Origin of the sequence: Pseudarthrobacter sp. NamE5, from assembly GCF_005796225.1 — a bacterium.
In the GTDB taxonomy this organism is placed as follows: domain Bacteria; phylum Actinomycetota; class Actinomycetes; order Actinomycetales; family Micrococcaceae; genus Arthrobacter.
The window spans coordinates 87870-112852 of sequence record NZ_VAHO01000001.1 but is presented as its reverse complement, the minus strand read 5'-3'; the positions used below and the strand labels follow the sequence as shown (position 1 = coordinate 112852).

General features: G+C 65.4%; 24 protein-coding genes. 14 read left to right on the top strand and 10 right to left on the bottom strand.

The window, feature by feature from the left end; all coding sequences use genetic code 11:
* Nucleotides 1-16: 16 nt before the first annotated feature.
* Both FDW84_RS01745 and FDW84_RS01740 read left to right on the top strand, forming a co-directional pair.
* Nucleotides 17-1630 (top strand): peptide chain release factor 3, encoded by a 1614-nt coding sequence (locus tag FDW84_RS01745; protein ID WP_138605962.1) that lies wholly within the window; start codon nucleotides 17-19, stop codon nucleotides 1628-1630.
* Between the two features lie 6 nt (nucleotides 1631-1636).
* Nucleotides 1637-2866 carry a beta-ketoacyl-[acyl-carrier-protein] synthase family protein gene (locus FDW84_RS01740; protein ID WP_138605960.1) on the top strand — a complete coding sequence of 410 codons (1230 nt, stop codon included), beginning with the start codon at nucleotides 1637-1639 and terminating at the stop codon, nucleotides 2864-2866.
* Nucleotides 2867-2952: 86 nt separating this feature from the next.
* Here the strand turns inward: FDW84_RS01740 and FDW84_RS01735 are convergent, their stop codons facing one another.
* The 5 genes from FDW84_RS01735 to FDW84_RS01715 all read right to left on the bottom strand — a co-directional run bounded on the left by FDW84_RS01735 (nucleotide 2953) and on the right by FDW84_RS01715 (nucleotide 9711).
* A complete protein-coding gene (locus tag FDW84_RS01735; protein WP_138605958.1) occupies nucleotides 2953-4302 on the bottom strand; it encodes an MFS transporter in 1350 nt (449 codons plus the stop codon).
* Nucleotides 4303-4797: 495 nt separating this feature from the next.
* Entirely contained in the window at nucleotides 4798-6126 is a 1329-nt protein-coding gene (locus FDW84_RS01730) for an enolase C-terminal domain-like protein (RefSeq protein ID WP_138605956.1), read from the bottom strand.
* Complete coding sequence (locus FDW84_RS01725) at nucleotides 6123-7736, bottom strand: aldehyde dehydrogenase (NADP(+)) (RefSeq protein WP_138605954.1); 1614 nt, start codon at nucleotides 7734-7736, stop codon at nucleotides 6123-6125. Before FDW84_RS01725 ends, FDW84_RS01730 begins: the two co-directional genes overlap by 4 nt.
* Before the next feature lie 38 nt (nucleotides 7737-7774).
* Nucleotides 7775-8689 carry a 5-dehydro-4-deoxyglucarate dehydratase gene (gene kdgD / locus FDW84_RS01720; RefSeq protein WP_138605952.1) on the bottom strand — a complete coding sequence of 305 codons (915 nt, stop codon included), beginning with the start codon at nucleotides 8687-8689 and terminating at the stop codon, nucleotides 7775-7777.
* 137 nt (nucleotides 8690-8826) lie between these two features.
* Entirely contained in the window at nucleotides 8827-9711 is an 885-nt protein-coding gene (locus FDW84_RS01715) for a LysR family transcriptional regulator (protein ID WP_138605950.1), read from the bottom strand.
* Nucleotides 9712-9850: 139 nt separating this feature from the next.
* Between FDW84_RS01715 and FDW84_RS01710 the strand changes: the two genes are divergently transcribed.
* The 5 genes from FDW84_RS01710 to FDW84_RS01690 are packed head-to-tail and all read left to right on the top strand — an operon-like array spanning nucleotide 9851 to nucleotide 13673.
* On the top strand, nucleotides 9851-10858 hold the full coding sequence (locus tag FDW84_RS01710; RefSeq protein ID WP_138605948.1) for a Bug family tripartite tricarboxylate transporter substrate binding protein: 1008 nt from the start codon (nucleotides 9851-9853) through the stop codon (nucleotides 10856-10858).
* 5 nt (nucleotides 10859-10863) lie between these two features.
* Nucleotides 10864-11439 carry a tripartite tricarboxylate transporter TctB family protein gene (locus FDW84_RS01705; RefSeq protein ID WP_138605946.1) on the top strand — a complete coding sequence of 192 codons (576 nt, stop codon included), beginning with the start codon at nucleotides 10864-10866 and terminating at the stop codon, nucleotides 11437-11439.
* A 9-nt stretch (nucleotides 11440-11448) separates the two neighbouring features.
* A complete protein-coding gene (locus FDW84_RS01700; RefSeq protein WP_138605944.1) occupies nucleotides 11449-12978 on the top strand; it encodes a tripartite tricarboxylate transporter permease in 1530 nt (509 codons plus the stop codon).
* Nucleotides 12975-13379 (top strand): universal stress protein, encoded by a 405-nt coding sequence (locus FDW84_RS01695; RefSeq protein WP_138605942.1) that lies wholly within the window; start codon nucleotides 12975-12977, stop codon nucleotides 13377-13379. Before FDW84_RS01700 ends, FDW84_RS01695 begins: the two co-directional genes overlap by 4 nt.
* 18 nt (nucleotides 13380-13397) lie before the next feature.
* A complete protein-coding gene (locus FDW84_RS01690) occupies nucleotides 13398-13673 on the top strand; it encodes a hypothetical protein (RefSeq protein WP_138605940.1) in 276 nt (91 codons plus the stop codon).
* 63 nt (nucleotides 13674-13736) lie between these two features.
* Here FDW84_RS01690 and FDW84_RS01685 read toward each other — a convergent pair whose 3' ends face one another.
* Nucleotides 13737-14213: an NUDIX hydrolase gene (locus FDW84_RS01685; RefSeq protein WP_138605938.1), complete on the bottom strand. Its 477-nt coding sequence runs from the start codon at nucleotides 14211-14213 to the stop codon at nucleotides 13737-13739.
* 119 nt (nucleotides 14214-14332) lie between these two features.
* On the opposite strand from FDW84_RS01685, the gene FDW84_RS01680 reads away from it, so the two are divergent.
* Entirely contained in the window at nucleotides 14333-14602 is a 270-nt protein-coding gene (locus FDW84_RS01680) for a hypothetical protein (RefSeq protein ID WP_138605936.1), read from the top strand.
* A 90-nt stretch (nucleotides 14603-14692) separates the two neighbouring features.
* Here the strand turns inward: FDW84_RS01680 and radA are convergent, their stop codons facing one another.
* Nucleotides 14693-16066, bottom strand: coding sequence for a DNA repair protein RadA (gene radA, locus FDW84_RS01675; RefSeq protein ID WP_138605933.1), 1374 nt, complete (start codon nucleotides 16064-16066; stop codon nucleotides 14693-14695).
* Between the two features lie 120 nt (nucleotides 16067-16186).
* On the opposite strand from radA, the gene FDW84_RS01670 reads away from it, so the two are divergent.
* Nucleotides 16187-17248: a Gfo/Idh/MocA family protein gene (locus FDW84_RS01670; RefSeq protein ID WP_240721324.1), complete on the top strand. Its 1062-nt coding sequence runs from the start codon at nucleotides 16187-16189 to the stop codon at nucleotides 17246-17248.
* A 23-nt stretch (nucleotides 17249-17271) separates the two neighbouring features.
* On the opposite strand, the gene FDW84_RS01665 is transcribed toward FDW84_RS01670, so the two are convergent.
* The gene (locus FDW84_RS01665) at nucleotides 17272-18399 is read right to left on the bottom strand and encodes an FUSC family protein (protein WP_138605930.1); all 1128 of its coding nucleotides are present in this window, start codon (nucleotides 18397-18399) and stop codon (nucleotides 17272-17274) included.
* A 255-nt stretch (nucleotides 18400-18654) separates the two neighbouring features.
* On the opposite strand from FDW84_RS01665, the gene pstS reads away from it, so the two are divergent.
* The 5 genes from pstS (at nucleotide 18655) to FDW84_RS01640 (ending at nucleotide 23336) form a co-directional block, all read left to right on the top strand.
* Nucleotides 18655-19776, top strand: a complete 1122-nt coding sequence (pstS, locus tag FDW84_RS01660) for a phosphate ABC transporter substrate-binding protein PstS (protein WP_138605928.1) — start codon at nucleotides 18655-18657, stop codon at nucleotides 19774-19776.
* Between the two features lie 109 nt (nucleotides 19777-19885).
* Entirely contained in the window at nucleotides 19886-20818 is a 933-nt protein-coding gene (pstC, locus tag FDW84_RS01655; protein WP_138132539.1) for a phosphate ABC transporter permease subunit PstC, read from the top strand.
* Nucleotides 20819-21931 (top strand): phosphate ABC transporter permease PstA, encoded by a 1113-nt coding sequence (pstA, locus tag FDW84_RS01650; protein WP_138605926.1) that lies wholly within the window; start codon nucleotides 20819-20821, stop codon nucleotides 21929-21931.
* An 83-nt stretch (nucleotides 21932-22014) separates the two neighbouring features.
* Nucleotides 22015-22794: a phosphate ABC transporter ATP-binding protein PstB gene (gene pstB, locus FDW84_RS01645; protein ID WP_138605924.1), complete on the top strand. Its 780-nt coding sequence runs from the start codon at nucleotides 22015-22017 to the stop codon at nucleotides 22792-22794.
* A 158-nt stretch (nucleotides 22795-22952) separates the two neighbouring features.
* The gene (locus FDW84_RS01640) at nucleotides 22953-23336 is read left to right on the top strand and encodes a hypothetical protein (RefSeq protein ID WP_138605922.1); all 384 of its coding nucleotides are present in this window, start codon (nucleotides 22953-22955) and stop codon (nucleotides 23334-23336) included.
* 46 nt (nucleotides 23337-23382) lie between these two features.
* Here FDW84_RS01640 and FDW84_RS01635 read toward each other — a convergent pair whose 3' ends face one another.
* On the bottom strand, nucleotides 23383-23787 hold the full coding sequence (locus FDW84_RS01635) for a hypothetical protein (protein ID WP_138132542.1): 405 nt from the start codon (nucleotides 23785-23787) through the stop codon (nucleotides 23383-23385).
* Nucleotides 23788-23968: 181 nt separating this feature from the next.
* On the bottom strand, nucleotides 23969-24982 hold the full coding sequence (locus tag FDW84_RS01630; RefSeq protein ID WP_138605920.1) for an inorganic phosphate transporter: 1014 nt from the start codon (nucleotides 24980-24982) through the stop codon (nucleotides 23969-23971).
* Nucleotide 24983: the final 1 nt, after the last annotated feature.

Sequence of the window (24983 nt, the reverse complement as noted above, 5' to 3'; positions counted from 1 at the left end):
CAGCGAAAGTAGCACCGTGTCCCAAGATGTCCTGACCCCCGCCCGGATCTCCGGTATTCACAAAGAGGCCGGCCGCCGCAGGACCTTTGCTGTCATCTCCCACCCCGACGCCGGCAAGTCCACCCTGACAGAGGCGCTGGCCCTGCACGCCAAGGTGATCGGCACCGCCGGTGCCTCCAGCGGCAAGGCCAACCGCAAGGAAACCGTCTCGGACTGGATGCAGATGGAAAAGGACCGCGGCATCTCCATCAGCTCGGCCGCGCTGCAGTTCTCCTACCGGGACACGGTTATCAACCTGCTGGACACCCCCGGCCACGCGGACTTCTCCGAGGACACCTACCGGGTGCTGGCCGCCGTGGACTGCGCCGTGATGTTGGTGGATGCCGCCAAGGGCCTGGAAACGCAGACCATGAAGCTGTTCGAGGTTTGCAAGCAGCGCAACCTGCCAATCATCACCGTTATCAACAAGTGGGACCGTCCCGGCCTGGACGCCCTTGCCCTGATGGACGAGATCACCGAGCGTACCGGCCTGCAGCCCATGCCATTGACGTGGGCGGTGGGGATCTCCGGCGACTTCCGTGGCGTGTGGGACCTCCGCAATGACCGGTTCGCCCGGTTCCAGCGCAACAATGCCGGCGCCCAGATTGCCATCACCGAATACTTCACCCCGGAGGAGGCAGCCGAAAGCCAAGGCAGTAACTGGTCCGACGCAGTGGACGAGGCGGGTCTGGTGATCGAGTCAAACCTCGAGTTCGACGTCGGCGCGTTCCACGCGGGCAAGGCAACTCCCATCCTGTTCAGCTCGGCCGCGCTCAACTTCGGCGTCAAGGAACTGCTGGACGCACTGGTGGACTTCGCCCCGCCGGCATCCCCGAGGCCGGATATCGACGGCAACCCCCGGGCGGTCGAGTCCCCGTTCTCCGGCTTCGTCTTCAAGGTCCAGGCCGGCATGAACAAGGCCCACCGGGACCACGTGGCCTTCATCCGCGTCTGCTCCGGCGTCTTCGAGCGCGGCATGGTCGTCACCCAGACCCGCACCGGCAAGTCCTTCGCCACCAAGTATGCCCAGCAGGTGTTCGGCCGGGAACGCGAAGTGATTGACGAGGCTTACCCCGGGGACGTCGTCGGCCTGGTCAACGCGTCCTCGCTGCGCGTGGGGGACAGCCTTTTCCTGGAAGAACCGGTGGAGTACCCTGCCATCCCGCTGTTCGCGCCCGAGCACTTCCAGGTGGCCCGGTCCAAAGACCCCAGCAAGTTCAAGCAGTTCCGCCGCGGGATCGAGCAGCTCGAACACGAGGGCGTCATCCAGGTGCTCCGCTCCGACGTCCGCGGCGACCAGGCGCCGGTGCTTGCCGCCGTCGGGCCCATGCAGTTCGAAGTGGTGGAGGACAGGATGGCGCACGACTTCAGTGCCCCCATGCGGCTGGAGCGCCTGCCCTACTCCCTGGCCAGGATTTCGACGGCGGACGCCATGCCCGCGCTCGCCAACGTTCCTGGCGCGGAGGTGCTGCTGCGGTCCGACGGCGAGTACCTGGCCCTGTTCAACGACGTGTGGGCCCTGCGCCGGATCGAAAAAAACCATCCCGACCTCACCCTCGTGCCCATCGGCACCCACAACCCCGCAAAGTAGGTCAACATGGCTGCAACCCAACCCCGTGCACTGGTCACCGGCGTCGGCACCATCAATCCGCTTGGCTCCTCCGTCGCTGAGACCTGGGCCGGCCTGGTGGCCGGCAGGTCCGGCATCGCCCCGCTTGAAGATGCGTGGGCGGAACAGCTGCCGGTGAAGATTGCGGGGCAGGTGCGGGCAGACCTTTCGGAACACCTGAACACCCGTGAGATCAAACGCATGGACCGCTGCGGCCAGCTCGCCCTTATTGCCGCCCGCGAAGCCTGGAAGCAGGCCGGCGCCCCGGAGGTGGATCCCGAGCGGTTCGCGGTGGTGATCGGCTCTGCCTACGGCGGGCTCGGCTCCACCCTGGAGCAGGACCGGACGCTTGCTGAATCCGGTCCCCGCAAGGTTTCGCCGCATACACTGACCCGGCTCATGGTGAACGGGCCTGCGGCCTGGGTGTCCATCGATCTGGGCGCCCGCGGCGGCGCCCGCACGCCGGTCAGCGCCTGCGCCTCAGGGGCTGAGGCGATTGTCCAGGCAGCCGAGATGATCCGCTCAGGTGCTGCCGACGTCGTGATTGCCGGCGGCGTTGATGCCTCGGTAAATGACCTGGTGGTCACCGGTTTCTCCCAGATCCGCGCGCTGTCCACCCGGAACGATGATCCGCAGCGTGCATCGCGCCCCTTCGACGGCGGCCGCGACGGCTTTGTGCTCGCAGAGGGCGCCGGCATCGTGGTGCTGGAAAGCGAAGAGCACGCCCGTTCCCGCGGCGCTGAGGTCCTGGGCGCTGTTGCGGGCGGAGCGGTGACTTCCGACGCGAACGACATCGTGGCGGCAGATCCGGCCATGCAGCGCAGGGTGATGCAGAAGGCGCTCGATTCGGCCGGGATGGCTGCTGACGACATTGGATTTGTCCATGCCCACGCCACCTCCACGCCTGTGGGGGACCGGCTGGAGGGCCAGGCAATCAACGCCATCTTTGGTGCGGGCGTTCCCGTGACATCCACCAAGGGGCACACAGGTCACCTGCTGGGCGGCGCCGGGGCGCTGGCCGCCGTCGTAGTGGTTGAGGCACTCCGGGCCGGGATGCTTCCCGGCACCCTCAATGTGCAGGAGCAGGACCCGGAAGTTGAGCTTAACGTCGTCACCGAAGACGTCCGCCCGCTCCAGCCGGAAACGCCCCCGGCCGGGCTGGTTAATGCCTTCGGTTTCGGCGGGCACAGCGTTGCCCTCGTGATCACAGGCGCATAGGTTCCGCCCGGACGCCGGAACGGTGCGGGGGCGCCCGTGCGCTCCGGCGTCCCCGCACCGTTCCGGCGATTCCGGCCGGGGTACTGTCAGGCGCGGGCGGGAACAGCTTCCGCAGCCGCCAGTTCCGCCATGTCCGGCTCGGCGTCCTTGCCGCTGCGGCGCTCCTTGAGGAAGTACACCAGGCCCGCGGCGATAGTGGAGGCCACGGCCAGTGCGAACAGGCCCGGGATGACGCTGCCGGTCTGCTCCTTGATGATGCCGAAGCCGAACGGCGCCACAAAGCCGCCCAGGTTTCCCAGCGAATTGATGATGGCGATGGCAGGCGCAAGGACCATGGGGTGCAGCCCGGACTGCGGAATGGTCCAGAACAGCGGCGATGCGCTCTTGAAGCCCATGGCGGCGATGGCCAGGAACACCAGGGCCATGACCGGGGTTGCTACGGCTGCCGCAAAGGTTCCGACAGCAGCGACCAGGAGGGCAACCACCAGCAGCGGCTTCTTGGACCTGGCCTTGTCCTGCAGCTTCGCCGCGAAGTACATGGCGAACACGGCGCAGATCCACGGGATGGAGGAGAGAAAACCGACGGTGAGGTCCGTGGTGCCGGGAATCTGCTTGATGATGCTGGGGAGCCAGAAAGTGTTGGCGTAGATGGACAGCTGCACGGAGAAATAGATACCGCACAGCAGCAGGATCTGCGGGTTCAGCAGCATCTTCCAGCGGTTGACCTTGCCGTCTGCGGTGCTGTGCTGTGCGTCCTCAGCGGCGATGGCGCCGGACAAGGCGTTCTTTTCGGCCGGGGACAGCCATTTGGCGTCTTTGATCTTCGCGTCCAGGACGAAGAACACCGCGAAGCCGACCACCACGGAGAGCGCGCCTTCGAACCCGAAAAGCCATTGCCAGCCGCGCAGGCCCAGCGCGCCGTGGAGGCTGAGGAGCATGCCGGCGATGGGGCCGGAAATTGCGGCGGCGATGGAGGAGCCGGCGATGAAGATTGCAGTGGCCTTGCCGCGCTGGCCCGCCGGAACCCAGCGGGCGAAGTAGAAGATGACGGCGGGGAAGAAGCCGGCCTCGGCGGCGCCCAGCAGGAACCGCAGGATATAGAACATGGTTTCGTTCTGCACGAAGGCCATCAGGAAGGAAACCGTGCCCCAGCTGATCATGATCCTGGTCAGCCACACCTTGGCACCGTACTTCTCCATCATCACGTTGCTGGGAAGCTCGAAGATGGCGTAGGCGATGAAGAACAGCCCGGCCCCGAAGCCGTAGGCAGCGGCGCCGATGCCGACGTCGGCCTGGAGGTGGTCCTGGGCGTAGCCGATGTTGGAACGGTTCAGCTGATTGCAGACCAGCATCACCAGCATGATAGGCAGTACGCGCTTGAAAAATTTCTTCGTGGCCGAGGCCACGTCCGCGACAGCATTGTCCACAGACGTCATTGGATGTTTCCTTTGGGATAGGTAGTGCAGGCCGGCTGCGGGGCTTTGGGGGGAAATGTGGGGCCCGCCACAGCGACCCCACTACTTTAGGTTGCTTGTGTTATGCGCGTCCAACACGCATTCGGCATCGCTTTATGTCCTGCGGGCATGGTCCCGGCAGGGAACGGGGGGATGAACGCCAGAGGCCCCTTCCGGACTGCAGGGCGGAAGAGGCGTACAGGTGCAGCGTTAGTCTGTCTCGGGCCCCTGGCAAAAGTGGCACTCGTCATCACAGTCGCTGCTCCCTGGTGCCGCGTTGTTGCGGGGGAGGGAACGGGGCCGTGCCAGCGAGGCCGTGACTTCGGTGTTTCTGCGGACGGGCAGGGCAGTCGGGGAGTTCATGATGGTGCTCCGGGTTGGAATCCCGCACGGCCGGCTCCTGTTGCGGGGGATGTCCGGCCGTGCGGAAGTTGGTGCCCGGCGTGCTGCCGGGGGAAGGGTGCCAGCGGACTGCGCTTACCTCACCAGGCAGGGCCGCTTCGGATCGAAGGACCAGCCCTCGATGTAGTACTGCATGCCGATGCTGTCGTCCCGCGCGTCCAGGCCGCGCTCCAGGTACAGCTGGTGCGCCTTCGCCAAGGCATCCCGGTCCAGTTCGATGCCCAGGCCGGGGGCTTCCGGAACCTCGATGGCGCCGTTCCTGATCTGCAGCGGTTCCTTGGTCAGGCCCTGGCCGTCCTGCCAAATCCAGTGCGTATCCAGCGCGGTGATCTCGCCCGGAGCAGCAGCGCCGGTGTGGGTGAACATGGCCAGCGAAATGTCGAAGTGGTTGTTGGAGTGCGAGCCCCAGGTGAGGCCGAACTCGTGGCACATCTGCGCAACCCGCACTGAGCCGTGCATGGTCCAGAAGTGCGGATCGGCCAGGGGAATATCGACGGCGTTGCTGCGGATGGCGTGCGACATCTCCCGCCAGTCCGTGGCAATCATGTTGGTGGCCGTCTTCAGCCCGGTGGCTCGCCGGAACTCGGCCATCACCTCGCGGCCGGAGAACCGGCCTTCGGCGCCGCACGGATCCTCGGCGTAGGCCACCACGCCCTGCATCCGCTTGCCCAGCCGGATCGCTTCGTCCAGGAGCCAGCCGCCGTTGGGATCAAGCGTGACCCTGGCCTCCGGGAAGCGCTTGGCGAGGGCCGTGACAACGTCCACCTCGTCGTCGCCGGAAAGCACTCCGCCCTTGAGTTTGAAGTCGCTGAAGCCGTACCGCTCCTGCGCCGCCTCGGCCAGCGCGACGACGGCCTCCGGAGTCATTGCCTCCTGGCGGCGGAGCTGCTCCCAGCGGTCAGCAGGGGAGTCCTCCACCAGGTAGGGCAGGTCCGTGCGGGAATGGTCGCCAACGAAGAAGAGGTAGCCGAGCATCGGCACCGACGTGCGCTGCTGCCCGTCGCCCAGGAGTTCGGCCACAGGGACACCGAGGTACTGGCCGTGGAGGTCAAGCAGGGCGGATTCGACGGCGGTGACTGCATGCACGGTGGTGCGCAGGTCGAAGGTCTGCAGGCCGCGGCCACCGGCGTCGCGGTCCGCGAACTCGGCCGCAACCTCACGCAGGAGCGAGCGGTACCGGGCGACCGGCTTGCCGCTGATCAGGGTGCCGGCCTCCTCGATGGTGGTGCGGATCTTCTCGCCGCCGGGAACCTCGCCAAGGCCAGTGCGGCCGTCGGAATCCGTAATGATCACCACGTTGCGGGTAAAGAACGGGCCGTGGGCGCCACTGAGGTTCATCAGCATGCTGTCGTAACCGGCAACCGGAACAACTTCGATGCCGGTGATGGTGGGCTGGGTGCTCATGCGCCGACCTCTGCTTTCTCCGCGGCGGGAATAAAGTCGCCGTTGATCCGGCGGTTGAGGTGCCAGGGATTGGTGTCCTGCAGCGGCTGGGGGAGGAGCTCCTGGGGGATGTTCTGGTATGCGACCGGCCGGAGGAAGCGGTTGATGGCCAGGGTTCCCACGGAGGTGGTGCGGGAGTCGGAGGTGGCCGGGAAGGGTCCGCCATGGACCATGGCGTGGCCTACCTCCACGCCGGTGGGCCAGCCGTTGACAATGATGCGGCCTACTTTCTGCTCGAGGACGGGGATCAGCGGCGCCGCCGTCGGGTAGTCCTCTTCGGTGAGCTGGAGTGAAGCGGTGAGCTGGCCTTCAATCCGGGTGGCTGCTTCGAGGAGTTCTTTCACTGAGCCGTAGCGGATCACCAGGGAGGCGGCGCCGAAGATCTCTTCGTGGAGGACGTGGTTGCTGACGAAGTCACGGACCTGGGTGCCGAAGATGGTGGGGGCCGGGGCGTTCTTTGTTGGGCCTTCGGTACCTTGGCCGATCAGTTCAACGCCGGTGGCGGCGCCCAGGTTCTGCGTGCCCTGGTTCCAGGAGCCTGCGATGCCTTCGGTGAGCATGGTCTGCCCGGCGCAGGCTGAAACAGCGCGTGCGACGGCGGCAGCGAGCTTGTCTCCTGCCTCGCCTTCTGGCGCGAACAGCAGGCCGGGGGAGGTGCAGAGCTGGCCGGAGCTTCCGGTGACGGCGGTGACGTACCGCTGTGCCAGTGCGTCGATCTGTTCGTCGGAGCCTTTGAGGGCGCCCTCGAAGACGAAGACGGGGTTCAGGGAGGACATTTCGGCGTAGACCGGAATGGGTTCACGGCGCCCGGCGGCGGTGCGCATCAGGGCGATGCCTGCAGCCTGGGAGCCGGTGAAGCCGACGGCCTTGATGTGCGGGTCCGCCACCAGCGCCTGGCCGATGCTGGCGCCCGGCCCGTAGATCAGCGAAAACACGCCGGGGTGCAGGCCGAAGTCCTGAACGGCCTTGGTGACGGCCTGGCCGACCAGTTCGCTGGTGCCGGGGTGGGCGTTGTGTGCCTTGAAGACCACGGGGCAGCCGGCGGCGAGGGCTGAGGCGGTGTCCCCGCCCGCCGTCGAGAAGGCGAACGGGAAGTTGCTGGCGCCGAATACCGCAACCGGGCCGAGCGGGATCTGGCGCTGCCGGATGTCGGCGCGGGGCAGCGGCGTGCGGTCCGGGATGGCCGGGTCAATGCGGACGCCGCGGAAGTCGCCCTGGCGGACGACGCCGGCGAAGAGCCGGAGCTGGCCGGTGGTGCGGGCGCGTTCGCCCTGGAGCCGCGCTGCCGGCAGACCGGTTTCCTGGTTTGCGCGGACAATAAGTTCGTCGCCGATGGCATCGATGTTGTGGGCGACGGCTTCAAGGAATCCGGCGTGGGTTTCGGGATCGAGGGTGGAAAACGACGGGTAGGCGGCCGCTGCTGCTTCGGTGGCGGCCTTCAGCTGGTCCTCCGTGATCAGTGAGTAGGCGGGGTCGAGCTGCTCGTTGGTGGCCGGGTTGTAGCCGAAGGCTGTCTTGCCGTCGCCGATGACGGTCTGTCCGGCGATCAGGGAGTGTCCGGTGAGGGTCACGGTGGGTTCCTCCTGGGTGGTGGTGGATCTTGGGACGGTCAGGAAACGCGGGCGATGAGGGCCTTGAGGTCTGCGAAGTCCTGTTCGGCCAGGTTCTGCAGCGGGGGGCGCACCGGACCTGCGGAGCGGCCGACGGCGTCCAGGCCGGCCTTGACGATGGAGACAGAGTATCCCTTCACACGGTCACGGATGTCCAAATAGGGGATAACGAAGTCGTTGAGCTTCTTGTTCACGGCGGCGCGGTCGTTGTTGCGGACGTCCCGGTAGAAGTCCAAGGCGAACTGCGGGACAAAGTTGTACATGGCGCTGGAGTAGGTGCTCATCCCCAGCTGCAACAGCGGGAGGGCAAAGGTCTCGGCGGTGGGCAGTCCGCCCAGGTAGAACAGGCGGTCGCCCAGCCTGGCGTAGACACGGGCGTCGTGCTCGAGGTCGCCCACGCCGTCCTTAAAGCCGATCAGGTTCCCGTGGCGCTCGGCCAGGGCCGCAACAGTGGTGTCCTTGTAGATGGCGTTGGCACGGTTGTAGATAATCACGCCCAGGGAGGTGGCGCTGCAGACGGCGCTGACATGTTCGATCAGCCCCTCCTGGTCGGCTTCCGTCAGGTACGGCGGCAGCAGGAGGATGCCCTCGGCGCCTGCAGCCTCGGCGGCCCTGGCATTTTCGATGGCCTGCGCGGTGGATCCGCCGGCCGAGGCGAGAACGGGCACCTGGCTTCCCACTTCATCGACGGCGGTCCGGACGACGCGCTCGGATTCGGCCGGGGTCAGGGAGAAGCCCTCGCCGGTGCCGCCGGCGGCGAAGAGGCCGGCCACGGGAAAGCTCGCCTGCCAGGCGAGGTGCTTGCGGTAGTTCTCTTCATCGAACTGCAGCTGGGCGTCAAAGGAGGTCACCGGGAATGACAGCAGGCCGTCTTTCAGGGTGTTTGCCAGTTCCTGGGGGGTGTACTTTGCCACGATGTTGTCCTCTGCTTCGAGCGCCTTTGCCGGCGGCTGGTGTGGGTTCCTGTTCAGGTTAGGCAGAGGACGTTATGCCTGTCTAAGTGCACTTTTGAATGCATTGATACCTTTGAAGTATGACCCGCATGAGCGGATTACTCCATCGCGAACTCGAAGTCCCGCAGGAGGCGTGACAGGGCGGGGTTGGTGATCCTGCGGCTCCAGATGGCGTGCAGTTCCACCTGCTCACCGCCGCCTTCCGGAAGGGGCAGGAACTCCACGCCTTTGATGCCCAGCAGGGTGGCGGAGTGCGGCACGAAGGCAACCCCGCGTTTGGCTGCAACCAGCGACACCATCGTCAGCACCTGGCTCACGGTGTGGACCACATTGCCATGCTGGATTGGCAGGGTCCTCACTACCAGGTCGTAAAAGTAGCGGGCCTGGATGGGGGAATGCATGATGAGCGGCTCGTCCTTGAAATCCTTCGGTCCGATGTCCCGTGCCAGATGCGTCAGGGGGTGTCCGGCGGGGACAGCGAGGACCAGTGCCTCCTGGTAGAGCAGATGGGAGTCAAAGGTTTCCCGGTCGAACGGCGGCCGGGCCAGGCCGAGATCCAGTTCGCCCGTCATCAGCCGGCTGATCTGGTCGCCGGTGACAAGTTCCTGCAGGTCCACGTCCACATCTGGAATGATGGCGGCGATCTCCTCAAGCAGGGGCCCAAGAATGCTGAAGCCGCTGGCCGCGGTGAAGCCGATACGCAGGACGCCCGAGCGCCCCGACGCGATCCGGCGGGCAGAAACCGGCGCGCGTTCGGCCAGCGCCATGAGGCGGCGGGCTTCCTCGAGGAAGGTCTTGCCTGCGTTGGTGAGTTGGACTTTTCGGTTGTCCCGCTCCAGGAGTTCGGCGCCGATGATCTTTTCCAGCTTCTGGATCTGCCGGCTTAGCGGGGGCTGCGTCATGTTGAGGCGCTCGGCCGCCCGGCCGAAATGCAGTTCCTCGGCAACGGCGATGAAGCCTGCCAGTTGGTCGAATGTAAACATGATGCCTTCCTGGTATCACTTGATGCAGTTTCGGGCTTAGACAGGCATCATAACTGCTCCCTACACTCGACAGAGCGAACGGGGTGACCCGGTTCACAGACTGTCCGGACCCCGCCCGGAGACTTAACGAGGAGTTCCAATGAAGCACTTCCCCACCCGCCGCGCCGTCCTCGGAACGGCGTCGGCCTTCACCCTGCTGGCGCTCACTGCCTGCGGCGGCAATGTCGCCGGCGGCACCGCCGCCAACACGTCCAAGTACCCCACTGGTCCGGTTACCCTTACGGTCGGCCAGGCTGCCGGCGGCAGCACCGACCTGATCGCACGTGCCCTGGCCGAGGGTGCCACTAAGACCCTTGGTGCGCCGATGCCCGTAGTGAACAAGCCGGGTGCCAACGGCGCCCTGGCCACCAAGGAAGTGGCCGGCAAGCCCGCGGACGGCCAGGAGCTCGTGCTGCTCACGGCCTCACTGATTACCATCACCCCCCTTGCCGTCAGCGAGGACGAAGCCGTCAACATTGACGACCTGGACGTCATTGCAGGACTCTCGCAGGATGACTACGTGCTCGTTGCCAGCACGGATTCCGGATTCAAAAGCTTTAAGGACGTCACCGACGCCGGCCGCAACGTCACGTTCGGCACCACGGGCGTCGGCACTGGCAGCCAGCTGGCACAGACTGTCCTCTTCAAGCAGGCCAACGTCCAGGGCACCGACGTCCCGTTCGACAGCGGCAAGCCTGCCCTGACCGCCGTCATGGGCAACCAGGTGGAACTGGCCACCATCCAGCTCGGCGAGGCTATGCCCCAGATCGAAGCCGGCAAGGTGGCCCCGTTGCTCGTCTTCTCGGAAGAGCGCAACAGCTTCCTGCCCGATGTACCCTCCGCCAAGGAGGCCGGCTACGACGTTCCCGTGGCCCAGTACCGTGCGGTCGCGGCCCCCAAGGGAACGCCGCAGGACGTCAAGGACAAGCTGCTCGCCGCATTCCAGGAGACGTTCAAGACAGACGCCTACAAGGAATTCAACGAAAAGAACATGCTGACCCCCAAGGAACTCTCCGGCGAGGAAGTTGTCACGGAGTGGAAGGGCTACGCAGCGAAGTACAAGGAGCTGGTGGAGAAGTACGACATCAGCCTGAGCGGAAACAAGTAGCAGCAATGGAGACCACTCCAGCAGTGTCCGCCGGACGGGATGGCAGCTCCGCCGTCCCGTCCGGCGGGTACGCCCGCAATGACCTGCCCGAAGCCCTGACCCCGGAGCAGCTGGCCGCCCAATGGGAGGCGGAGAAACCTCCCGCGGCAGGTGCCCTCGCCAACGTCGGTTCATCCTTGGTGGTGCTCGGCGTCGGCGTCGGCGCCCTCATACTTTCGGTCGCCATGGGTCTCGGCACCCCTGGCGCCCCGCAACCTGGCCTGTGGCCGTTTATGATCAGCTGCGTCGTGGTGGCCCTGGGGCTTTTCCAGCTGATCCTGGGCCGGCGCAACAGGGATGGGGAAAAGTTCACCCGGATGTCGTTCGCCCCGCTCACCGGCCTGGCGACACTCGCGGCAATGGTGGCGCTGATGCCCATGATCGGATTCGAGATCCCGGCGCTTGTCCTCTGCATCATCTGGATGCGGTTCCTCGGCGGCGAGACCTGGCGGTCCACCCTCGTGGTCAGCGCGCTCGTCGTGGCCTCGTTCTACGGGATCTTCGTCCTGGCGCTTGGCACCTCCATCCCCCACCTCTTCTAGGAGACCACCATGGATTTCCTGAATCCTGTGATCAACGGATTTTCAGTCGTCCTGGAGCCGACGAACCTCCTCTACTGCCTGGTCGGCGTCGTTATCGGCATGCTGATCGGCGTGCTGCCCGGATTGGGGCCGGCGGCAACCATCGCCATCCTGCTTCCACTGACGTACGGCGTGGAGCCTGTCACCGCCATCATCATGCTGGCCGGCATCTTCTACGGGGCCCAGTACGGCGGCACCATCACCTCGGTCCTGCTGCGTCTTCCCGGTGAGGCGTCCTCCGTTGTCACCGTCTTCGACGGCTACCAGATGGCCAGGCAAGGCCGGGCAGGAACAGCCCTGGGACTGGCCGCCATCGGCTCATTCGTCGGCGGTACAGCGGCGATCATCGGGCTGACCTTCCTGGCACCCCTCGTGGCCAGCTTCGCGCTGGACTTCGGGCCGCCCGAGTACTCGGCACTGGCCCTGCTGGGCATCCTGCTCGTAGCCACCATCAGCAGCGGCGCCAAGGCCAAGGCCCTGATCGCCGCGGCCATCGGCCTCCTGCTGGCCACCGTGGGCCGGGACATGTTCACCGGTGAAAGCCGGTTCACCTTCGGGAGCCTGCAGCTCGCAGACGGCATCGACTTCGTTCCGATCGCCATGGGCATCTTTGGCCTGGGTGAGATCCTCTACAACCTGGAGGAACGCCACCGCGCCGCCAAAGCGCCGTCGAAGGTTTCCAACGTGTGGCCCTCAAAGGGCGACCTGAAGCAGGCCTCCGGAGCAGTCGGCCGCGGCTCTGTCCTTGGGTTCTTCCTGGGCATCCTGCCCGGCGGCGGCGCGACCATTGCCTCCATGGCCTCTTACGCCATGGAGAAGAAGCGCGCCAAGCAGCCGGAGCGGTTCGGCAAGGGCGCACCAGAGGGCGTTGCCGGACCGGAAACTGCGAACAACGCGGCAGCGACGTCGTCGTTCATTCCGCTCCTGACCCTCGGCATCCCCGCCAACGCCACCATGGCTTTGATGTTCGGCGCCCTGCTGATCCAGGGCGTCACACCCGGACCGCAACTCGTGGAGCAGAACCCGGAGCTCTTCTGGGGTGTAGTGAACTCGATGTACATCGGCAACATCCTGCTCCTGATCATGAGCCTGCCGCTGGTGGGAATCTTCGTGCGGATCCTCCGGGTCAGGGCTGCGATCCTGGCTCCAATCACCGCACTGATCACTCTCCTGGGCGCCTACACGATCAACAACAGCATGTTCGACGTCACCCTGGTGGTGGTCTTCGGAGTGGTGGGCTACCTCATGAAGAAGTTCGGCTTCGAGCCCGGGCCGCTTGTGCTGGCCTTTGTCCTCGGTGAACTGCTGGAAAACTCGCTGCGGCGTTCGCTGCTGGTGTTCGGCGGCGACCCCACCGGATTCCTTACCCGTCCCATCTCAGCCACCCTGCTGCTGGTTTTCGTCCTGGTGGCCGTGCTGCCGGGCATTCGCAGCCTGATGGCCAAGCGCAAAGGCGCCGCGCCCGCCGGCACCACCAACAAAATCGAGGAGAAGGTATGAGCATCATCGTAGGGTTCGTTCCCACCCCGGCAGGCGAAGCAGCCCTCGCAGCAGGGATTTCTGAAGCGAAGCTCCGCAACCAGGAACTTGTCATTGTGAACTCCGCACGCCAGGGCGCCCTCGTGGACAAGTCGGTTGCCGCAGAGGACGTCCTGGCGGGAGCCGCAAAGCGGGCGGCGGATGCCGGCGTGACGGCACGGGTGATCCAACCGCCCTACCAGCACGACCTCGCTGACGAGTTCCTCGACGTTGCCCGGCAGGAGGACGCATCGCTGATCGTCATCGGCCTGCGGCACCGTACCCAAGTGGGTAAGTTCATTCTTGGCAGCCATGCGCAGCAGATCCTGATGCAGGCGGACCGCCCGGTACTGGCCGTTAAGGCCAACGGCACGCACTTCTAGCCTGGGAGTAGGGACCAGATGTACCAATACAATCCGCGGCGGCGCACTGCTCCCGGGCCTGCGCCTCTGCCCAACTGGTCAAAACTGGCAAAGAACGACCATGTGGAGGTTCGTTTCGCTCAGGGAGCGGTGGCGTCGGGAACCATCGACATGATCGCTGCAGACCGCAGCGTCTTCTGGCTGATCCGCAGCAACGGCGCCGGGCGGGTGATGGTGTGTCTGGGCGACGACGTCTCGGTCACCAAAGCAGCCAACGCTCAGCCAGGCCGGCAGCGGGAGTGCTCGGCAGCCTAGGGACGTGGTGCCCTGACGGAGAATCTCGGTGAGGCCGGCGACCCCTTTGTGGGGTTGCCGGCCTCACCCGTTCCGCTTCCCGAGGTGTGCCAGGAGGGCGTCAAGGACCGGCAGTTGGCCCTTCACCAGCTTGAGCCGGGCTTCCTGCTCAGGGAACCAGCGGGCGTCATCAATTTCCGGATAGTGCTGGACCCGGCCAGACCCCTTGGGCCATTCCAAAGGAAAGGTGTTGCTGGTGATGCGTTCCGGACTGAAGTCGTGCTCCGCCGCATAGACAGTGATGATCTTGCCGGACGGCTGCCGGAACCCGCCAAGCAGTTGATAGCCGGCGTCCGGGGCGGGAGTCCCCATCTCCTCGGCAAATTCCCGCAGGGCTGCGGCCAGCGGATCCTCGTCCCCTGAGTATTCACCCTTCGGGATGGACCAGGCGTGGGCGTCCTTGCGGGCCCAGAACGGACCGCCCATGTGCGCGATCCAGACCTCCAGTCCGTCCGCGGCCGGCCTCCTGTACAGGAGTATTCCCGCGCTGAGCACCGGCATCTTCTCCTCCGTCCTGGCTTGCCCGTGTATCTGATTCAAAACCGCCGTACAGCGTTAACCCGCAGTTCACGGCGCTGCTTTAGGTTATTCCTTCAGGCACTTGCTCGAAGGGACCCGTCATGGCAAACATTGCTGAAGTTATGGGACGGCTGACGCCGGAAGAACTGGAAGAACTTCACAGCCTTGGCCCGCAGGGCCACCTGCCGCGGCACCTGACCGACGCGCTGGACCGTGCCGCGGGCGGGCCCGGTTCCGGCCGGGGGTACTACGTTCCCACCGGGAACGTCAGCGCCACGGGAGGCCCGCTGCTGGTGCTGCGCAGCGACGTTTCCGGCTGGCTTTTCAATGCCCACCGGGACGATCCGGACCAGCTTCCCCAGCACCCCTGACTCCCTTTGGGATTTTCGGGCAGATAAGCAGGGTTCCAGCCCCAGGAAGTCCCCATGTCTGCGCAGTAATCCGGGCAACAGACAACAAAGCTATCCGATCAGCAAACTAAGCGCCTCAGTCAGGTGCTCCACCTCGCGGACCGAGAAGCCCGCCGGCACCGGGCCCGGACCGGTGTGGCTTGCCGGAACCACAGCATGCGTGAACCCCAAACGGTGTGCTTCCTGGATGCGCTGGTTGATGCCCGGAACCGGACGGACCTCGCCCGCCAGGCCCACCTCGCCGAAGGCAATCAAACGGATGGGCAGTGGTTTGCGGGCCTTGGCTGAGGCGACCGCCAGCGCCACGGCAAGGTCTGTGGCCGGTTCGCTAAGCTTCACCCCGCCCACCGTTGCCACATAGGAATCGTCCTTGTGCAGCATTGTTCCGGCGCGCTGCTGCAGCACAGCCAGCAGCATCGAAACCCGGGAGCTGTCCAGGCCGCTGGTGGCCCGGCGCGGCTGTGAGTTGGGGCTTTCGGCCAGCAGGGACTGGACCTCTGCCAACAGTGGACGCCTGCCTTCCATGGTGACAGTGATGCACGTGCCGGAGACCGGATCCTTGGTCCGGCTGACAAACAAACCGCTGGGATCAGCCAGTCCTTCAATGCCGTTCTCGTTCAGGTCGAAACAGCCGACATCGTCGGTGGGCCCGTAGCGGTTTTTGACGGCACGGAGCAACCGCAGCCGGGAGTGCCGCTCTCCCTCGAACTGGCACACCACATCCACCAGGTGCTCCAGCAGGCGGGGACCGGCTATGGAGCCGTCCTTGGTCACGTGGCCCACCAGCAGCGTGGTCATATTGCGACGTTTCGCGGCGGCGATGATGGAGGCCGCCACTTCGCGGACCTGGGAGACGCCGCCTGCGCTGCCGTCGACGTCGGCGCTGCTGAGGGTTTGCACCGAGTCCACAATCAGGAGCCGGGGCTCGATCTTCTCCACCTGCCCCAGTGCCTGGCCCAGGTCCGTTTCAGCGGAAAGGTACAGGGACTCGGCGACGGCGTCGATCCGCTCTGCGCGCAGCTTCACCTGCGCCGCAGACTCCTCGCCGGTCACGTACAAAACACCCTGGGCGGTCCGGGCAAACTTGGCAGCTACATCCAGCAGCAGCGTGGACTTCCCCACGCCCGGTTCGCCGGCGAGGAGGATGACGGCACCGGGCACCAGGCCGCCGCCCAGCACCCTGTCCAACTCGTCAACGCCGGTTGGCAGGAATGCCGCGGTGGTGGCATCCACCTCGGCAATCCGGCGGGCCGGCTCCACAACCGTTGTGGCCGCCGTCGTGCGTGCCACCGCCGTGCCCGTTTCCTCAACGCTGCCCCACGCCTGGCATTCTCCGCAGCGCCCCACCCATTTGACCGTGGTCCAGCCGCACTCGGCGCACTTGTAGGCGGGCGCCTTGGAAGCCCGGGAAGTCTTTGTAGCCATGGGTTCAACCCTAGTGGCGGGCCCCGACATTCTCCGTGCCCCGACCATCGCGGCCGTTGCCCACACCACCCTTAGACTGAAACTCCCTGCCAGCGCCAGCCCACTATTGGAGCGATAACTGTGAAGCAAGAATCGAGCCGTCCCGCCGCCGACGCCCGCGCCTTGCGCTGGGGAGTTGTGGCAACAGGCCGCATCGCGCACAAGGTCACCCGGGACCTCGCCCAACTGGAGGGCGCTGAGCTCTATGCCGTGAGCTCACGTGGCAGGGCCTCCGCAGAGGCGTTCGCCAGCGAGCATGGCTTTGCCCTCAGCTACCACGATGGTCCTGCGGGAGACGGTTACCGGCAGCTCTTTGCCGATCCGCGCGTGGATGTGGTCTATGTCGCCACTCCCCATGCGCAGCACTTCGAGGTTGTCCGGGCGGCACTCGAAGGCGGAAAGCACGTCCTGTGTGAAAAGCCCTTTACCATCAACGCCAGGGAAGCCACGGAACTGGTTGACCTGGCCAAGGCGCGCGGCCTTTTCCTGATGGAGGGGGTATGGACGCGTTTCCTCCCGGCCACCCGCCGTGCCCTCGAGCTGATCGGCAACGGGGAGATCGGCCTGGTCCGCTGGGTCCAGGCTGACCTCGGATTTCCAGCCGCGTATGACCCGACGGACAGGCTGTGGGACCCTGCCGCCGGTGGCGGGGCCCTCCTGGACCTGGCGGTCTACCCGCTCACCTGGGCTGTTGCCGCCCTCGGTTTCCCCGCCGGCCTCACCGCGAAAGGACATCTCAACCAGGACGGCGTTGACGTTCAGAACACGCTCACCCTTGAATACCCGGAGGGGGCTGCAGCCCAGCTCACGTCGTCGCTGCAAGCTTCCGGTCCAGGCATGGCCACCATTGGCGGCACTGCAGGCTGGATCAGGACCGGTTCCCCGCTGTACAACCCGCGCAGGCTTGAGATCTGCGGCCTCGACGGCAACGTCCGGATCGAAGAATTTCCGGAGGAAACAGAGGGGTTCATCCATGAACTGCGCGAAACTGCCCGCTGCATCCGGTCAGGGCTGCAGGAGAGCCCGCTGATGCCCTGGGCGGAAACCGTCCGGGTAATGCAATTGCTGGACCAGGCGAGGGACCAGATGGGGTTGCGCTACGCGAACGACTACGGGAACGGCGGCCAGGTTCCGGCCGGCTGACTTCCAACGGGCAGGAATGCCAGCTAAAGGGCCGGCAGCACGTCCCGCGCTTCGCTGGCGTCCATCCCGGTTGCCTCCAGCAGGTCCACCATCAGCGGGCGGAACAGCATCACCACCGTTTCGCCCTCAAGCCGCTGCACCTCCAGCAGCTTCGGGTGCAGCCGCAGGGCAATCTCGCTGAGGTCGTTGCGCGCCGTGCGCAGGTGGGCGCGGCGGACGCCGTCGTGCGTTTCCGCCAGGCCTAGTGACAGCTCGTCGATCGCAGCAGCGGTCTCCTGCAGCACCTCGGCAATGTTCTCCGTCGCCTCGTCCGACAAGGCCGCATGGTTGATGGCGCTGGTCAGCCGCCGCGCGAAGACGCGGCTGTTCCGCAATGCCAGGTCGATGAAATCGAGCGACTGTGCCAGCCGGTCCAGCTCGTCCCGGTGCCGGCGGTAGGCAGGCGCGAGCCGGGCAACCTCGCCCGATGCCCGCAGTGAGTGCCGCATGCCGTCCACCAGGGACTGGCAGTTCCGGCCGCGGACCAGCGCGTGCCAGGCCCTGGTTGAATCACTGTCCGCCAGCGCCTCCGCGCACTCCCGCAGCACTTCGGCCAGTTCATGGAGGAGTTTCTGGACGTCCTTTCGAGGCTCGCGGCGAGGGTCCTTGGGGGCGAGGATGGTTACCAGCAAGGCGAACAGGCCGCCGACGACGGCGTCGATACTGCGGGTGAACGGCCCGCCGGACGGCGCCGGCAGCAGCACTACCAGCAGCGACTGCAGGGCCAGCTGGGTGGTGAAGATGTTTCCGCTGTCCAGGAAGCGGGCCAGCAGGATGGAAAACAAAAGGACGACGGCGGCCTGCCAGATTCCGGCGCCCAGCCAGTGCAGGAGGAGGTCGCCTACCGCGATGCCGATGGTGCAGCCCAGGCCCACCTCCAGGACCCGCCGCAGCCGGGGCTCCCGGGAGAAGCCAAGGGCGATCAGGGATGACGTGGCAGCGAACAGGGGGCCCGAGTGGCCCAGGACGTACTCTGCGAAAGCGTAGGCACCCACGGCGCAGACCGTCATCTGGATGGCGGGGATCAGGGAATTCCGGCTCCGGATCAGGCCGGTGCGGAGGCGGCCCCGGAGGAACCGCCTGCCTGCTGAGAGTCCTGCTGCGGGGGCCATGCCGTCCAGTCTATTTGTTGCCCCGTGCGATTATTTTCCTGCAGGTGCACTACGGCGGAACATGTGATCTGCGCAATGGTGGCCGGGCATTTGTCAGCGAAAATCCCGCCGTCGTTAATCCTCCGTTCACTTTGGGCAGGCCATCCCGTTACCTGCGGCCCCTACCTTCGATGAAAGTACAGACCGTACGCATCGCGCAGCAGGGTTCTCCGTCCCTGTCCCCGCAACTGAATAACCCTGGAAGGGGTACATCTAGTGAAGGCACTCCGCTTCGGCCGCCACGCGGCTATCGCTGTTATCGCAGCCGGCGCACTCGCGCTTACCTCCTGCGGTTCAGACAACGCCACGGGCACCGCTCCCGCAGGCACCCAGGGTGGTTCCGGGCCCAAGGTCACCGGCACCCTCACCGGCATCGGCGCTTCCTCCACCGGTGCGGCCATGGACGCCTGGAAGGCAGGCTTCGCCTCCGCCAACCAGGGCGCCACCGTGCAGTACTCCCCGGACGGTTCCGGCGCAGGCCGCAAGGCCATCATTGACGGTTCGGCCCAGTTCGCCGGTTCCGACGCTTACCTCAAGGACGAAGAGCTTGAGAGCTCCAAGGCTGTCTGCGGTCCCGACGGCGCCATCAACATTCCCGTCTACATCTCCCCGATCGCGGTGGCGTTCAACCTGCCCGGTATCACCGAGCTGAAGCTCGACGCACCTACTGTCGCCAAGATCTTCCGCGGCGAGATCGCCAACTGGAATGATCCCGCGATTGCCGCCCTGAACGAGGGCGTCAGCCTCCCTGACCTGAAGGTCACCCCCGTGAACCGCTCGGACGACTCCGGCACCACCACCAACTTCACGGAATACCTCGCTGCCGCTGCTCCCGAGGTCTGGACGGACAAGGCCTCCGGCGTTTGGCCTGCAACCCTGCAGGGCGAAAACGCCAAGGGCACCTCCGGCGTGGTCAAGACCGTCACCGACACCCCCGGCGCCATCACCTACGCTGATGACTCCGCCGTGGGTGGTTCTTTGGGCACCGCCTCCATCAAGGTGGGCGAAGAGTTCGTCACGATCTCCGCCGAAGCTGCAGCCAAGGCTGTGGAAGCCGGTTCCCCGGTTGAAGGCCGCTCCGAAAACGACGTCGCCATCAAGCTGGACCGCAAGACCGCCGCTTCGGGCGCCTACCCCATCGTGCTTGTTTCCTACCACGTTGTGTGCAGCGCTTACGACAGCCAGGAGACTGTTGACCTGGTCAAGGCCTTCGAGAACTACGTAGTTTCCGAGGAAGGCCAGCAGGCCGCCGCGGATTCTGCGAAGTCGGCACCGTTGTCCTCCTCCCTGACCGAGAAGGCCACCGCAGCCATCGAGTCGATCAAGGTCAAGTCCTAATATCCGCACCAAAGCCGGGTTCCCCGCCTGCCGAAAGGCAGTGCGGGGAACTTGGCTTTGAACGCAGCACTTTCCAGCCTCAGTACCACCACGATCGAAGGGCCGTCGAATGACCGCCACCACGCTGACCAGCACCCAGGGCGCCGGCCGCGCCGGGGACAAGATATTCTCCGGTGCCGCACTTGCCGCCGGCTGCCTCATCCTCGCCGTCCTCTTCGGCGTCGCACTCTTCCTGGTGGTCCAGGCCATTCCTGCGCTCACCGCACCGTCTGCAGAGATCCAGGGCGGAGAAGGCTTCTTCGCCTACATCTGGCCCATCGTGATCGGCACCCTCATCGCCGCGGTTATTGCACTGGTGATCGCAACGCCGATCGCCATCGGCGTTGCCCTCTTTATCTCGCACTTCGCCCCGCGCCGGCTGGCCGCCGGACTCGGCTACGTGGTCGACCTGCTCGCCGCCATTCCGTCCGTGATCTACGGCGCTTGGGGCGCAGCGTTCCTGGCCAAGGAAATCTCCCCGGCCTACAACTGGCTTGCGGCGAACATGGGCTGGCTGCCAATTTTCCAGGGGCCGGCCTCGGCCACCGGCAAGACCATCCTCACTGCAGGCATCGTCCTCTCCGTCATGGTGCTGCCCATCATCACGTCCCTGTCGCGCGAAATCTTCCTGCAGACCCCCAAACTGCACGAGGAAGCAGCACTGGCGCTGGGCGCAACACGCTGGGAAATGATCAAGATGTCCGTCCTGCCGTTCGCACGCCCGGGGATCATCAGCGCAGTCATGCTGGGCCTGGGCCGCGCCCTCGGCGAGACCATGGCGGTGGCCCTGGTGCTGTCCTCGGGTGCGCTGACCGCAAGCCTGATCCAGTCCGGCAACCAGACCATTGCGGCGGAAATCGCCCTCAACTTCCCTGAGGCAAGCGGCCTCAAGGTCAGCACGCTGGTTGCGGCCGGCCTGGTCCTGTTCATCATCACCCTGGCCGTGAACATGGTCGCGCGCTGGATCATCAGCCGGCACAAAGAATTCTCGGGAGCCAACTAAATGACCTCCACGCTTACCCCCGTGCGCAGCAAGCGCTCTGCACTCACCAAGGGCCAGCTGCCCAAGTACGCTCCGTACGCCGTCCTTGCCGCAGCACTCGTCGTGGGCGCCGCCATCCTGGCGCTCGTCGGCTTCAATGCCTTTGGCTGGGGCCTTGTCTCCGCCCTGCTCTTCGCCATTGGCCTGGTGAGCTGGAGCGCCGCCGTCGAAGGCTCCCGCAAGGCGAAGGACAAGCTGGCCACCTGCCTGGTGGTGGGGTCCTTCCTCATCGCGCTGCTGCCGCTCATTTCAGTGATCTGGACGGTCCTGGTCAACGGAATCCCGGGCCTGATCGCCCCCGGGTTCCTGAGCACCTCCATGAACGGCGTCACCGGCGTCTACGACAACCGGGCAGCCGAAGAAGGGGCGCCGGTCATCGGCGGGATCTATCACGCCCTGTTGGGCACCATTCAGATCACGCTGCTGGCCACCGTCATTTCCGTGCCGGTAGGCCTGCTGACTGCCATCTACCTGGTGGAATACGGCAACGACGGCCGGATTGCCCGCGCCATCACCTTCTTCGTGGACGTCATGACCGGCATCCCCTCCATCGTGGCCGGCCTCTTTGCGGCCGCCTTCTTCTTCGCCGTCGTTGGTCCAGGCACCAAGACCGGTGCGGTAGCCGCCGTCGCCCTCTCCGTCCTGATGATCCCGGTGGTGGTGCGCTCCAGTGAGGAAATGCTGAAGATCGTGCCCAACGAGCTGCGTGAAGCAGCCTACGCCTTGGGCGTGCGCAAGTGGCGCACCATCATAAAGGTGGTTATTCCGACGGCGATTTCCGGCATCGCGTCCGGCGTCACCTTGGCGATCGCCCGCGTCATCGGCGAGACGGCGCCCATCCTGGTCACCGCCGGCTTCGCCACCAGCATCAACTCGAATGTGTTCAGCGGCTGGATGGCATCGCTGCCGACGTTCATTTACACCCAGATCCTGAACCCCACCTCGCCGGCCAACCCGGACCCGTCCTCCCAGCGCGCCTGGGGAGCCGCCCTGGTGCTGATCATCCTGGTGATGCTCCTCAACCTTGGAGCCCGGCTCATCGCCAGGGTCTTCGCGCCCAAGACTGGCCGCTGACACCCGTCCCGGCCAGACACCCCTTCCGGTTACCTGAACCGGATGCCAGACTTCAATTGATACCCAGTTAGTGAAGGAACACCATGTCTAAGCGCATCGACGTCAAGGACCTGAACGTCTACTACGGCGATTTCCTCGCCGTGGAGGACGTGACCATCAACATCGAGGCCAAGTCCGTCACAGCGTTCATTGGCCCCTCGGGCTGCGGAAAATCCACTTTCCTGCGCACCCTGAACCGCATGCACGAAGTGATCCCCGGTGCCCGGGTGGAGGGTGAAGTCATGCTCGACGGCGACAACCTCTACGGTCCCGGCGTGGATCCCGTCACCGTCCGCTCGCAGATCGGCATGGTGTTCCAGCGGCCCAACCCGTTCCCCACCATGTCCATCCGGGACAACGTGCTGGCCGGCGTGAAGCTGAACAATAAGAAGATTTCCAAGGGCGAAGCGGACGTACTGGTGGAACGCTCCCTTAAGGGCGCCAACCTGTGGAACGAGGTCAAGGACCGGCTGGAGAAGCCGGGCTCAGGCCTTTCGGGCGGGCAGCAGCAGCGCCTCTGCATCGCCCGCGCCATCGCTGTGGAGCCGCAGGTCATCCTGATGGACGAGCCCTGCTCCGCGCTGGACCCCATTTCCACCCTGGCCATCGAGGACCTCATCAATGAGCTCAAGGACCAGTACACGGTGGTGATCGTGACCCACAACATGCAGCAGGCAGCCCGTGTCTCGGACCGGACCGCTTTCTTCAACATCGCGGGAACCGGAAAGCCGGGCAAGCTGATCGAGGTGGGCGATACCCATACCATCTTCAGCAACCCCACCCAGAAAGCCACCGAGGATTACGTTTCCGGCCGGTTTGGATAGCCGTCAGGGGTCTTGGCTACCCCTGGAATTTTCGCCCTCTTCGCTTCCGCTCTGGGCAGCGGCGGCCCAAGGAAAACGTGTGCTGTCAAACGGAATTCATTTAGTACGCTAAACTAGATACTTCGGGAACTAGTAAATAGCAGCCTTAGGAGTTTTCCTTGACGCAGATAGCAAGCGGCCGCAGGGCCCATCAGCTTACGGTTTCCGGACATGGGATCGCGACGACGGTTCAGCACATGAATCCGCAGATGGGCCTGTTCCCGAAGCCTCAGGCCTCCGCGACCACCCTTGGGCAGGATCCGGAACCGGGTATGGAGACCGCCGGCACCGAGGAACTCCTTGCCGAAGTCTGGCGCACCAGTTCCTACCTCGAAACCGTCCAGTGGGAACTCGACAACGCACATCAGTCCCTGCAGCAGGCTCTCCAGCAGGCAGCAAGCTCCGGAGTGGACCATGGCGCGCTGCTCCAGGCCGCAAACCTGACGTCCGAGGAACTGGAAACGGCCCTGCTGGAGGGGCCCGACTCACCCGGAGCCTTCTAGTCCTGCCCTAGTTCAGCTTCCGGGCTGATGCGGGCTTCGCCCGCAGCTACTCCGGAACTTCCAGCTGGAATCCGCACCGGCAGCGCAGGACCCTGGTGGGCAGCGAGACCACGTTGAGGCCGCCCCCGCTGTTGCTGCTGCGGTAGCATAAACGTTCAATTTCGAACTCGGCTTCCTCCATTGGGTAACCGCAGTGGATGTAGTCATCACCAAACATGATCACCTGGGCCATCCAGCGCACCTGGTGCAGTGCGGCAGCCACGTCGCCGGCGTATGCCAGGTGTTCCTGGAAGCGGCCGCAGTCGTTGCAGGTGTAGGCGACAGTAACGACGTCGCCGTTAGCGCCCATGGCCCTGACGGCGTGGAGGGTCAGCTGGTGTTCCGTGCCGCAGGTTTCGCAGCGGAGCTGGCGTGGCTGGGGCAGGGAGTGCCGGGGATTCGAGGAAGACATGATGCCTGCTCTTTTCCGCGATGTGCATCCATGCCGCCGGTATGCTGCAGCGGCGCAATCCGCGGCCCTGCACCCGGCGGCGGATCTCAGGCCCCGGCGAGTGCGCAGTAGCGCGAATCTGCGGGGCCTACTTCCGAATTTACGGCACCTGCCGTCGCCTGTACAGAGTCAGCACGCAAGGTCAGCCGGCGAGTGGGGTTAGCGCCAGTGCCAGGATGAAGGCCAGCCCGGCTGTGGCTGCCGGCGTCAGCGCCCAGAGCCCTACAATTCTGATCACCAGCTTCCGGTTGGTTACGGAGAAGTGCTGGTTTTCGCCCGCTCCCAGGACCGCTGCCGTGACAGTGTGGGTGGTGGACAGCGGCCAGTGGAGTCCGATGGCGCCCACGAACAGCATGACTGCGCTGAAGATCTGCGCCACCGAGCCCCGCAACGGGTCAACCGTGGTGATCTTGTAGCCAACCGTGTGTGAAATCCGCCAGCCGCCGAACATGGTTCCTGCTGTCATCATCACCGCCGACAGCAGGGCCACCCAGAGGGGTATGCCGCCGTCGTCGGGATAGCCTGTTGCCAGCAGTGCCAGCAGCAGCACGGCGCTGACCCGTTGCCCGTCCTGCAGACCGTGTCCAAAAGCCACGGCTCCTGCCGCAACCGCCTGGCTTCGCCGGAAGCGCTGGTTGACCACGTTGGCCTGGGTATAGCGGGCCGCCCACGTGGCCGGATAGACGAGCATGAAGGCGCCGCTGTAGGCCACGAGCGGGGAGAGAACCAGCGGCAGCACCACCTGGAAGAGCAGGGACTGGTCCACGCCTCCGACGCCGTCGCCTCCTACCGCGAGGCTGGCGAGTCCGGCGCCTGCCAGGCCGCCCACCAGGGCATGGGTTGAGGAGGCAGGGATGCCGCGCCACCACAACAGAAGGCCCCAGGCGCATGCGCTCGCCAGGCCGGCCACCAGGATGCTCAGGCCGTCCGTCCCGGGGGACAGGCTGATCCAGGCCCGGCTGGCGGCGACGGCCAGGCCTGCGCTGAGCAAAGCGCCGACAAAGTTGAAGAAGGCAGCCAGCAGCACCGCGACGCTGGGCGTAAGTGCCCTGGTACGGACTGCGAGGGCCACGGAGGTGGAGACGTCGCGAAAGCCGTTGACGAACGCGAACACCGCGGTCAGCAGGACCACTACGCCGAAGAAGACCGGCGTCACC

Bases quoted from the DNA above. Each gene is read 5' to 3' on its own strand.
- FDW84_RS01740 (WP_138605960.1), top strand. From the start codon at position 1,637: ATGGCTGCAACCCAACCCCGTGCACTGGTCACCGGCGTCGGCACCATC.
- FDW84_RS01735 (WP_138605958.1), bottom strand. From the start codon at position 4,302: ATGACGTCTGTGGACAATGCTGTCGCGGACGTGGCCTCGGCCACGAAG.
- FDW84_RS01730 (WP_138605956.1), bottom strand. From the start codon at position 6,126: ATGAGCACCCAGCCCACCATCACCGGCATCGAAGTTGTTCCGGTTGCC.
- FDW84_RS01715 (WP_138605950.1), bottom strand. From the start codon at position 9,711: ATGTTTACATTCGACCAACTGGCAGGCTTCATCGCCGTTGCCGAGGAA.
- FDW84_RS01710 (WP_138605948.1), top strand. From the start codon at position 9,851: ATGAAGCACTTCCCCACCCGCCGCGCCGTCCTCGGAACGGCGTCGGCC.
- FDW84_RS01705 (WP_138605946.1), top strand. From the start codon at position 10,864: ATGGAGACCACTCCAGCAGTGTCCGCCGGACGGGATGGCAGCTCCGCC.
- FDW84_RS01700 (WP_138605944.1), top strand. From the start codon at position 11,449: ATGGATTTCCTGAATCCTGTGATCAACGGATTTTCAGTCGTCCTGGAG.
- FDW84_RS01695 (WP_138605942.1), top strand. From the start codon at position 12,975: ATGAGCATCATCGTAGGGTTCGTTCCCACCCCGGCAGGCGAAGCAGCC.
- FDW84_RS01690 (WP_138605940.1), top strand. From the start codon at position 13,398: ATGTACCAATACAATCCGCGGCGGCGCACTGCTCCCGGGCCTGCGCCT.
- FDW84_RS01685 (WP_138605938.1), bottom strand. From the start codon at position 14,213: ATGCCGGTGCTCAGCGCGGGAATACTCCTGTACAGGAGGCCGGCCGCG.
- FDW84_RS01680 (WP_138605936.1), top strand. From the start codon at position 14,333: ATGGCAAACATTGCTGAAGTTATGGGACGGCTGACGCCGGAAGAACTG.
- radA (WP_138605933.1), bottom strand. From the start codon at position 16,066: ATGGCTACAAAGACTTCCCGGGCTTCCAAGGCGCCCGCCTACAAGTGC.
- FDW84_RS01665 (WP_138605930.1), bottom strand. From the start codon at position 18,399: ATGGCCCCCGCAGCAGGACTCTCAGCAGGCAGGCGGTTCCTCCGGGGC.
- pstC (WP_138132539.1), top strand. From the start codon at position 19,886: ATGACCGCCACCACGCTGACCAGCACCCAGGGCGCCGGCCGCGCCGGG.
- pstA (WP_138605926.1), top strand. From the start codon at position 20,819: ATGACCTCCACGCTTACCCCCGTGCGCAGCAAGCGCTCTGCACTCACC.
- pstB (WP_138605924.1), top strand. From the start codon at position 22,015: ATGTCTAAGCGCATCGACGTCAAGGACCTGAACGTCTACTACGGCGAT.
- FDW84_RS01635 (WP_138132542.1), bottom strand. From the start codon at position 23,787: ATGTCTTCCTCGAATCCCCGGCACTCCCTGCCCCAGCCACGCCAGCTC.